An 8,103-nucleotide genomic window follows, 5' to 3' on the forward strand; every position below is an offset into this window, starting at 1 on the left:
AGTTCCGCGCTGCTCGCCCTCCATAGGGCGGGGCGCGGCCCGGACGACGGGCCCGCGCGGACGTCGGCGGCCACCACCCCGGCCGCCCGCGTCGCTCCCGGATCCGAGCAGTCCCGGCACGACCGCAACGAAACCCCTCGCACGAGGGCTCATCCGCCAAAGGAGACGCCAGTGCCTTCCTTCCCTTCCGCCCGCGCGAAGCGACGCGCCGTCATCGTCATGGGCGCCGCCGCGGTGGCCGCCTCGGGCCTCCCCCTCCCCGCCGCCGCCGCGGGCCGCGCCACCCCCGTCCGCATCGTCGACGACAAGGCGACTCGCGAGACCCGCGCCCTCTTCCAGTACATGCTCGACCTGCGCGGCCAGGGCGTCATGTTCGGCCACGAGCACTCCCTGTCCGACGGGTTCACCTTCGAGGGCATGGACGGCGAATCCTCCGATGTGGAGGCCGTGACCGGTGACTACCCGGCCGTCTTCGGCTGGGACACCCTCATCCTCAACGGCTTCCAGAAGCCCGGCGTCTACGGCGGCACCGAGGAGGAGAACATCGAGGCCCTCAGCTGGGCCTTCGAGGCGTCCGACGCGCAAGGCGGCATCAACGTCCTCAGCGCCCACCTCTACAACTTCGTCACCGGCGGCGACTTCTGGGACACCGCGGGGCGGGTCGTGAGCCAGATCCTCCCCGGCGGCGCCAAGCACGCCGACTTCAACGCCTTCCTCGACCGGATCGCCGCGGGCGTCAAGGGCGCCAAGCGACCCGACGGGACCCTCATCCCGATCGTCTTCCGGCCCTTCCACGAGAACAACGGCGGCTGGTTCTGGTGGGGCGCCGGGCACACCACCTCCGCCGAGTTCATCGAGATCTTCCGCTACACCGTGGAGTACCTGCGCGACACCAAGAAGGTCCGCAACCTCCTCTACGCCTACTCCCCCAACTCCAGCTTCGGCGGCGACCCGACCACCTACCTCAAGACCTACCCTGGCGACGAGTTCGTCGACATCCTCGGCTACGACGCCTACGACAACTCCGCCGGCTCGGCCGAGTGGCTCTCGGGCACCGTCAAGGACCTCGCGATGGTCGTCGACCTCGCCGCCGAGCGCGGCAAGGTCCCGGCCTTCACCGAGTTCGGCGAGTCCGGCGAGGAGGGCCGCAACCCGCAGTGGTTCACCGACCTCCTCGGCGCCATCAAGGGCGACCCCGGCGCGAACCAGGTGACGCACATGCTCACCTGGGCGAACTTCGGCGGGAACAACCGCGCGTACGTGCCCTTCCCCGGGCACGTCATGGAAGCGGACTTCGTCGCCTACCACGACGACCCGTACTCGCTGTTCACCTCCGACCTCGAAGGGGTCTTCGACGCCAGGACCCGCGCGGTCAAGAACGACCCGTTCCTGCACCTGGTGACCCCCACCGACCGCCAGCGCCTGACGACCTCGGAGAACACGATCCGGCTGCGCCTGACCGGCGGGCACGCGGCCAGGGCGACGTACTCGGTGGACGGGGGCAGGCCGGTGCGCCTGTGCTTGGACGAGGACGGCTTCCACTCCGCGCCGTGGATGGTGGACCCGTCCTGGCTGGACAACCGGTCGGTCACGATCACCGTGAACGCCAAGGTGAACGGGCGCGAGCACACCGACTCGGCGCTGGTGCTGCTGGGCGAGGTGGCGCCGCTCCCGGCGGGGTGGATCGACGACTTCGAGGGATACGCGGGCGACGACCTCACGTTGAGCGAGGCCTACAGCCACGTCAACGCGAACACGACGACGCTCTCGTCCGACCACAAGGGATCGGGTTCGTTCGGTCTGGCGTACTCGTACGACTTCACCAGCGCCGGTTACACGGGCATCGGGAAGTCCGTCGGGGCCGACTGGAACGATTTCAGCGCGCTGAAGCTGTGGGTGCAGGGCGACGGGTCGACGAACGGCGCGACGCTCCAGGTCGTGGCGCTCGGGGCGTACTTCGAGTACAACTTCGGGCTCTCGGGCACGGAGGGGCAGGAGATCACGGCGCCGTTCAGCGAGTTCCGGCCGGCGCCTTGGGACACCGGGCACGCCGACGAGCTGCTGGACGCCGCGCACCTGGCCGAGGTGGCGACGTTCAACCTGTACCTCGGGTACGGGGGGACGACGGCCACGGGCACGGTGTACGTGGACGACATCCGGGCCGAGTAGGCGACGCGAAGCGGCCGGGGCCCTCGGGTCCCGGCCGCTTCGGCGTGTCAGTCGCCGTGCGGGTCGAGGCGGTTGAGGGTGGCGATGACCTGGTCGTAGTCGCCGCGGGCCTCGCCGTAGCGCAGGAACTTGACGCGTTCGACCTGGATCTCCGTCGCGTCGGGCTGCGATTCGAGCAGGGCCATGACCTCGGCGGTGAAGTCCTCCAGGGGCATGGCGAACTCGCTGGTCTCCTGGCCGGGCATGAGGGTGGTGCGCACGGCCGGGGGTTCGAGTTCGACGACGCGCACGGAGGTGTCGGCGAGTTGGAGGCGCAGCGACTCGCTGAGCATGTGGATCGCGGCCTTGGACGCGTTGTAGCTGGGCGTGGCCTTGAGCGGCGTGAAGGCGAGGCCGGAGGAGACGGTCATGATCGTGGCGTCCGGGCGGGTCTGGAGGTGCTCGACGAACGCGGCGATGAGACGGATCGGGCCGAGCACGTTCGTGGTGACGATCCCGGTGGCCGATTCGAGGAAGCCCTCGGGGCGGTGCCAGTCCTCGGCGCGCATGATGCCGGCCATGGCGATGAGGACGTTGAGGCCCGGGTGGCGTTCGAGGACCTCCTTCGCGGCGGCCTCGACGCTGGCGGGGTCGGCGGTGTCGATGCGGACGGTGTCGAGGCCCGGATGCTCGGCGGCGAGGCGTTCGAGCAGGTCGGCGCGGCGTCCGCCGACGATGACGGTGTTCCCGCGCTCACGGAGGGCCAGCGCGAGCGCGAGGCCGATGCCGCTGGTGGAGCCGGGGATGAAGATCGTGTTCCCTGAGATGTCCATGTCTGCGAGTCTGGTCGAATCCGGCGCCGGTGTGCAGAGATCGCTCATCGGGGGATCCGCGGTCCCTGGTTTCGCGCTCGCCGCGGGGCGGGCGGGGCCCGATACTTGGGGGCATGGACCGTGAAGCACTGGCCGAGTTCCTGCGCCGCCGCCGGGAGGGCCTCCAGCCGGAGGACGTGGGGTTGCCGCCGGGGGTGCGGCGGCGCGCGCCGGGCCTGCGGCGCGAGGAGGTGGCGTCGCTGGCGGCGATGTCGACGGACTATTACACGCGTCTCGAACAGCGTCGGGGGCCGCAGCCGAGCGCGCAGATGCTCGCTTCGCTGGCGCGGGCGCTGCGTTTGAGTGTGGACGAGCGCGACTACCTGTTCCAGGCGGCCGGGCACGGCGTCCCGACGCGGCTCGCGGCGGCGGGGCATGTGGCCCCGGCGCTGCTGCGGGTCCTGGACCGGCTGGAGGACACGCCGGCGCTGATCCTGTCGAGCCTGGGCGAGCCCTTGGTGCAGAACCGGTTGGCGAAGGCGCTGCTGGGCGACCGGACGGTGTTCGCGGGCCTGGAGCGGTTCGACGTGTACCGGTGGTTCACCGATCCGGTCGAGCGGCTGGTGTACACCGAGGAGCACCGGGAGCGGCAGGGCCGGGCGCTGGTGTCGGCGCTGCGGGTGGTGTACGCGTCGACGGGCCCGCGCTCGCAGGCCGGTGAGCTGGTGCGCGCGCTGGAGGGCGTCGAGGAGTTCCAGGCGCTGTGGGAGCGCCACGAGGTCATGAAGCGCTTCGCCGACCACAAGACGATCGTCCAGCCCGAGCTCGGCGAGATCGAGCTCGACTGCCAGGCCCTGTTCACCGAGGACCAGTCCCAGTGCCTCCTGGTCTTCACGGCCCCGCCGCGCACCGAGGCGGCCGAGAAGCTCGCCCTGCTAGGTGTGGTCGGCGTACCGCCGAGGGCCGAGGTCGACTGATCGCGCCGTCAGCGGCGTGGTCGGGCGAGGAGCAGCGCCTCAGCGAGCAGGTGTCGCATGGTGCGGGCGAACAGCTGGTCGGCGGCCGGTTCCGGGCGGGACGCGAACAGCGCCGTGTCGCCGCCGTCAACGAATTCCTTGAGCGCGGAGCCGTTCATTGCCGCAGCGATGAGGCACGGCACGGCGACCAAGGCACAGGGCCCGGCCCAGACGGCACCGGCGATGAGGCCCGCCACGCCCGCCGCCCAGAAGGGGAAGGCCAGACGGAGCGACAGGAGCGCTCGGCGGTACTCGGTCCGCGCGAGGATCTCCTGTTCGGCCGAGGTCTCGCCGAACCGTGGCATGGTTCCTCCTGATGCGCGAACCGGCCGCGGGTACGGATCGGTCGGCGGATCTTCTCACGTTCGAGCGGGTGCGAGCGCGGAGGCGTCGTCGGTGGAGCCGCGCGGTCAGTAGGGCTGGGGCGCGAAGAGAACGCGTTCGTGGCGGGCGAAGGCTCGGAAGTCGGGGAGCATTTCGTGGTCGGGGTGGTGCGTGCCGTTCGTGTCGGTGAAGGCGGGGTAGGGGACCCAGAAGTGGTGGGCGGCGCCTTCGGCGTCGCTCAGGTGGAACGGGTGGTTGCGCCAGGTGGCGACGTAAGCGAGGGCGAGGTCGGGGTCGCCGGTGAAGAGGTCGGCAAGGCGGGTGTACCAGTCGGGGATGGCGTTGCCGGTGGGGGCGAGGCCGTCTTGGGCGTTGTGGCGGAGGCCGATCTCGGTGGCGGCGGCGATCTTGTGCTTAGCGCGGGCGACGCGGGTGACGGTGCGGGCGTCGTGGAGGACCGCGGCCCACCACGGGTCGTCGGGGCCGGCGGGCAGGTCGTGGTAGGAGTCGAAGCCGACGAGGTCGACGTAGTCGTCGCCGGGCCAGCGGTCGAGGTAGTCCGCTTCGATGGTGAAGTGGCCGTTGGGCGAGTAGGCGTAGAGGAAGTTGTGGACGCCCTGGGTGTCGCGCAGGTACTCGACGGTGAAGCGCCACAGGGCGATGTACTCGACTTCGGTGGTGTTGCCGGTGCCCCACCAGAACCAGTCGCCCGAGTGCTCGTGGAAGGGGCGGAAGACGACGGGGATCGGGTGGCCGTGCTCGTCGCGGGCGGCCAGGGCCCAGTCGGCGATGCCGGCGAGGCGGGCGAGGAACGCGGCGTGGTCCTTGCCGCCGGGGAGGATGTGCTCGGCGACCGGGGAGCAGTCGTCGTAGGGGCCGCCGGTGGCGAAGTTCGGCATGTGGTCCTCGACGGTGGTGATCATGCCGCGGTCGTGGGCGAGGCGGATCGCCTCGGCGGTGAGGTCGGTGCCGACGTGGCCGTTGCCGAGGCCCGCGACGGCGGGGTGGCGGCCGGTGGCCGCGTGGACGTCGCCTTCGGGGTGATCGGCGACGGACTGGACGAGGGCGTTCTGGTGTCCGAAGAGGATGTTCTCGGACTCGGCGACGGCCGCGAGTCGGCGCCGGAGGGCGCGGGTCTGCTCGGTCGCGTCCGGGTCGACCAGGCGCGTGGGCCCGATGCCGTTGAGACGCTTGGGCTCCGGTGCCATGATGGCTCCTCGCGGTCGGGGTGCGGGACGCGGAGGGCGGCCCTGGGGCGATCGTACTGAACCGCTTCATCGGACGTCGAGCGGTTTCCCGAGCCCTCTGAGACATTGAGATACTTGACTATCTAAACTAAATCCGCTACCATGCTGGGAGCGCTCCCGAAACGCCGTTCCCCGATCCTCCCGACGCTTCCCGCAGCGCTGGCCCCTCCGACCGGCCGCAGCGCGGCCCGCGTGCAAAGGACATCGGTGCATATGGCTACCAAACGAATCCGGCGGTTCGCCGCGGCGGCGGCGACCGCCGCGCTCGCCGCCGGGGGCCTGACCTTCGCCACGGCGAACCAGGCCCAGGCCCTCGACTACTGCCTCGTCGACTACAACGTGGTCAGCAGCTGGGGCAACGGCTTCCAGGCCAACGTCTCCATCACCTCCGACCAGGCGATCGACGGCTGGGAGATCGAATGGGACTTCCCCGCCGGCACCACGGTGACCAGCGCGTGGAACGTCGACTGGAGCCAGTCCGGCACGGGCTTCACCGGCTCCGACGTCGGCTGGAACGCCACGGTGGGAGCGGGCCAGACCCGCGAGGTCTTCGGCTTCATCGGCTCCGGCTCTTCTGCCGAACCGGCGGGCGCCACCGTCAACGGCGAGCCGTGCGACGGCTCGGTGGAGCAGCCGACCGAGACGCCGACGGACGACCCGACCACCGACGACCCGACCACCGACGACCCGACCGACCCGCCGGGCGGCCCGGTCAAGATCATGCCGCTGGGCGACTCCATCACCGGCAGCCCCGGCTGCTGGCGCGGGAACCTGTGGAGCCTCCTCGACGGCGCCGGGTACGACGTCGACTTCGTCGGCTCCCTTTCCCAGGCGTGCAACCCGACCGGGTCCGACCCCGACCACGAGGGCCACGGCGGCTTCCTCGTGACCCAGTCGGTCGCGAACGGGAACGTGAACTCCTGGCTGACGCAGAACACGCCCGACGTGCTGCTGCTGCACTTCGCGACCAACGACGTGTGGTCCTCGCTGCCGCCTTCGCAGATCCTCGCGGCGTTCACCCAGATCGTCACGGACCTGCGCGCGCTCAACCCCGACGCCATCGTGCTGGTCGCCCAGATCATCCCGCTGGAGCCGGCGAACTGCGCCGACTGCCCGCAGCGGGCGATCGACTTCAACGCCGCGATCCCGGCCTGGGCCGCGGGGATCACCACCGCGCAGTCCCCGGTCGTCGTGGTCGACCAGTGGACCGGCTTCGACACCACTGTGGACACCTATGACGGGGTCCACCCCGACGAGGACGGCTACGTCAAGATCGCCGCGAACTGGTTCGAGGCCCTCGAAGACGTGCTGTAGCAAGCAGTTCCGCTCCCCGGGCGCCGAGGCGCCCGGGGAGCTTCGCGTCAGCCCCGGCGGCGCGGGGTCAGGCGCAGCGGCGGTATCGGCGGCGCCGGGATGCGCTCGGCGCCGTGGCCGGGGACGGGGCCGAAGCGCCCGTCCCGCGACTCCCAGTCCTCGCGCGCGGCCACGACGTCCTCATGGGACCGGCCCACGAAGTTCCACCACATGACGAGCTCGTCGGGGAACGGCTCCCCGCCGAGGAGGAAGAGCCGCGCCCCGGAGGACGAGGCGAGGGCGAGCGACTCGCGTCCGAGGCCTAGGTAGAGCAGGGGCCCGGGCGGCAGTGCCTCGCCGTCAACGCGGAGTTCGCCTTCGATGACGAGGACGGCGTGCTCGAAGTCGGGTCGCAGCGGCAGTTCCGTTGCGGCGCCCGCCTCGACCGCGAGCTCGGCGCCGAGCAGGGGCGTGTAGGCGGTCGCGGGCGAGGCCGCGCCGTCGAGCTCCCCCACGGCGACCACGCCGTGCAGGCCGCCGCGTTCGAGGCGCGGCAGGTCGGCGTGCTGCTCGAAGGTCGGCGCGATCGCGGCGGCGGCCTCGGGCAGGGCGACCCAGAGCTGGAGGCCGTGCAGGAGCGGGGCCTCGCCGAGCGAGAACTCGGAGTGGGCGATGCCGCGCCCTGCGGTCATGAGGTTGAGCTGGCCGGGGCGCACGACGGTGTCGGTGCCGAGGCTGTCGCGGTGACGGATCGCGCCTTCGAGCGGCCAGGTGACGGTCTGGAGGCCGGTGTGCGGGTGCGGGAGCACGGTCATGTCGACGCGCTCGGGACCGAACCGGTCGAGGAAGCACCACGCGCCGACGGTGGGCACGACCCGCTGCGGCAGAGTGCGGCTGACCTGCATGGCGCGGACACCGCCGAGCGGCACGTCCCGCGCCTCCAGGAGACGGTCGCCGACGTGGTCGGGGGCGCGGCACGGGGTCTCGCCGGGGCTGGCGTCGAGATTGCTCATGCGGCCGATCCTAGGTCGGCGGGCGCACGAAGGGGCCCCGGAGCCCGAACGGTGTCGAATGCGGGGTGGCGGGAGGGCGAAAGGGCGCCAGTCGATCGCCGGTCAACGGTCGCTCGGCGGGAAGGCCGCGCCGCGATGGCCGCTCCGCATCGGCGCTCTCAGCGCCGTCCCGCTCGCGGCGGGCGGCAGGCGGCAGGCGGCAGGCGGCAGGCGGCGGGCGGCGGGCGGCGGGCGGCGGGCGGCGGGCGGC

7 protein-coding genes are annotated in these 8,103 nt (G+C 71.7%); 3 read left to right on the forward strand and 4 right to left on the reverse strand.

Going from position 1 to position 8,103, the window contains the following annotated elements; genetic code table 11:
- The first annotated feature begins 171 nt into the window (after positions 1 to 171).
- Entirely contained in the window at positions 172 to 2,169 is a 1,998-nt protein-coding gene (locus tag E9998_RS23055) for a glycosyl hydrolase (RefSeq protein WP_204745612.1), read from the forward strand.
- Positions 2,170 to 2,216: 47 nt separating this feature from the next.
- On the opposite strand, the gene E9998_RS23060 is transcribed toward E9998_RS23055, so the two are convergent.
- A complete protein-coding gene (locus tag E9998_RS23060; protein WP_136532060.1) occupies positions 2,217 to 2,981 on the reverse strand; it encodes an SDR family oxidoreductase in 765 nt (254 codons plus the stop codon).
- 113 nt (positions 2,982 to 3,094) lie between these two features.
- Between E9998_RS23060 and E9998_RS23065 the strand changes: the two genes are divergently transcribed.
- A complete protein-coding gene (locus E9998_RS23065) occupies positions 3,095 to 3,937 on the forward strand; it encodes a helix-turn-helix transcriptional regulator (RefSeq protein WP_136532061.1) in 843 nt (280 codons plus the stop codon).
- An 8-nt stretch (positions 3,938 to 3,945) separates the two neighbouring features.
- Here the strand turns inward: E9998_RS23065 and E9998_RS23070 are convergent, their stop codons facing one another.
- Together E9998_RS23070 and E9998_RS23075 are read right to left on the reverse strand one after the other, a co-directional pair.
- Complete coding sequence (locus E9998_RS23070) at positions 3,946 to 4,281, reverse strand: hypothetical protein (protein WP_136532062.1); 336 nt, start codon at positions 4,279 to 4,281, stop codon at positions 3,946 to 3,948.
- 105 nt (positions 4,282 to 4,386) lie between these two features.
- Positions 4,387 to 5,508: a glycoside hydrolase family 26 protein gene (locus E9998_RS23075; RefSeq protein ID WP_136532064.1), complete on the reverse strand. Its 1,122-nt coding sequence runs from the start codon at positions 5,506 to 5,508 to the stop codon at positions 4,387 to 4,389.
- A 252-nt stretch (positions 5,509 to 5,760) separates the two neighbouring features.
- Here E9998_RS23075 and E9998_RS23080 point away from each other — a divergent pair, with 252 nt between their 5' ends.
- A complete protein-coding gene (locus E9998_RS23080; RefSeq protein WP_136532065.1) occupies positions 5,761 to 6,861 on the forward strand; it encodes a cellulose binding domain-containing protein in 1,101 nt (366 codons plus the stop codon).
- Between the two features lie 47 nt (positions 6,862 to 6,908).
- On the opposite strand, the gene E9998_RS23085 is transcribed toward E9998_RS23080, so the two are convergent.
- Positions 6,909 to 7,853 carry a pirin family protein gene (locus E9998_RS23085; protein ID WP_136532066.1) on the reverse strand — a complete coding sequence of 315 codons (945 nt, stop codon included), beginning with the start codon at positions 7,851 to 7,853 and terminating at the stop codon, positions 6,909 to 6,911.
- Positions 7,854 to 8,103: the final 250 nt, after the last annotated feature.

Origin of the sequence: Glycomyces paridis (genome assembly GCF_004912155.1) — a bacterium.
Taxonomy (GTDB): domain Bacteria; phylum Actinomycetota; class Actinomycetes; order Mycobacteriales; family Micromonosporaceae; genus Glycomyces; species Glycomyces paridis.